Source organism: Sporomusa sp. (genome assembly GCF_057736855.1).
Genome location: NZ_JBYKYF010000359.1, coordinates 1 through 812 on the forward strand (window position 1 = coordinate 1; position 812 = coordinate 812).

The following is an 812-nucleotide window of genomic DNA, read 5'->3' on the forward strand; positions in this document are numbered from 1 at the left end:
CGGTAAGGCCAAATGCACCTAGCTTTGTACCCTCAACTAAAGGTACAAGATACTTTTGTTTTTGCTCTTCTGTACCAAAAGCATAGATCGGCCAAGCACATAATGATACAGTAGCCGATAAGGTAATACCTACGCCTGCATCAACTCTTGACAGTTCTTCTACGGCTAAAATATAAGAAAGGACATCGGCTTCAGCACCGCCATATTTTTCTGGGAAACAAATCCCTGTAAAGCCCATTTCTCCCATTGCGTCTGCTAGTTCACGCGAGAATTCCTCTTTTTCGTCTCGCTCTGCAGCGCCTGGCGCTACTTCTTTTTCGGCGAAATCACGCACTAATTTTTGCAACATTTTTTGTTCTTCAGTAAGCTGCATTTGCATATTGCCATCTCCTTTTCGTTATAAAGCTTTAGATATCATATTCATAACAATGCAAAAATCGTGCCAATGGGTAAAAGAGGGAGTTAACATGTTAAAAAAATCACATTAATGCTGCTGATTGATGACGTTTTTCTCAAATATATAAAAAAACACCTGAACGTAGGTGTTTTTAAGTGATGACAAATGTCATATTCTGATGAATTTGTTCATCAGAAATAGTGAGCCATACGCTGCCAATATCGCGTTTTGTCTATGACTAAAGCGGCAGAGCCGGTTGCGATTAAGACGTTATACCTTGACACTAATTAGAATGAGGTATATACTGAATACGAATACAATAAATTGAATATTTGAGATAGGTGCCCAACTGGGCTTAATAGGGAAGACCGGTTAAAAGCCGGCGCGGTCCCGCCACTGTATCGGGGAGTGCGCT

At 40.8% G+C, this 812-nt stretch carries 1 protein-coding gene and 1 riboswitch (1 of these 2 running past the window's edge); the gene reads right to left on the minus strand.

What is annotated here, in order from left to right; all coding sequences use genetic code 11:
• A partial coding sequence (locus tag AC29Z1_RS16140) for an acyl-CoA dehydrogenase family protein (protein WP_488272476.1) occupies positions 1-379 on the minus strand: 379 nt, incomplete at its 3' end.
• 340 nt (positions 380-719) lie between these two features.
• A riboswitch (cobalamin riboswitch) is annotated at positions 720-812 on the plus strand (it continues 87 nt past the right edge of the window).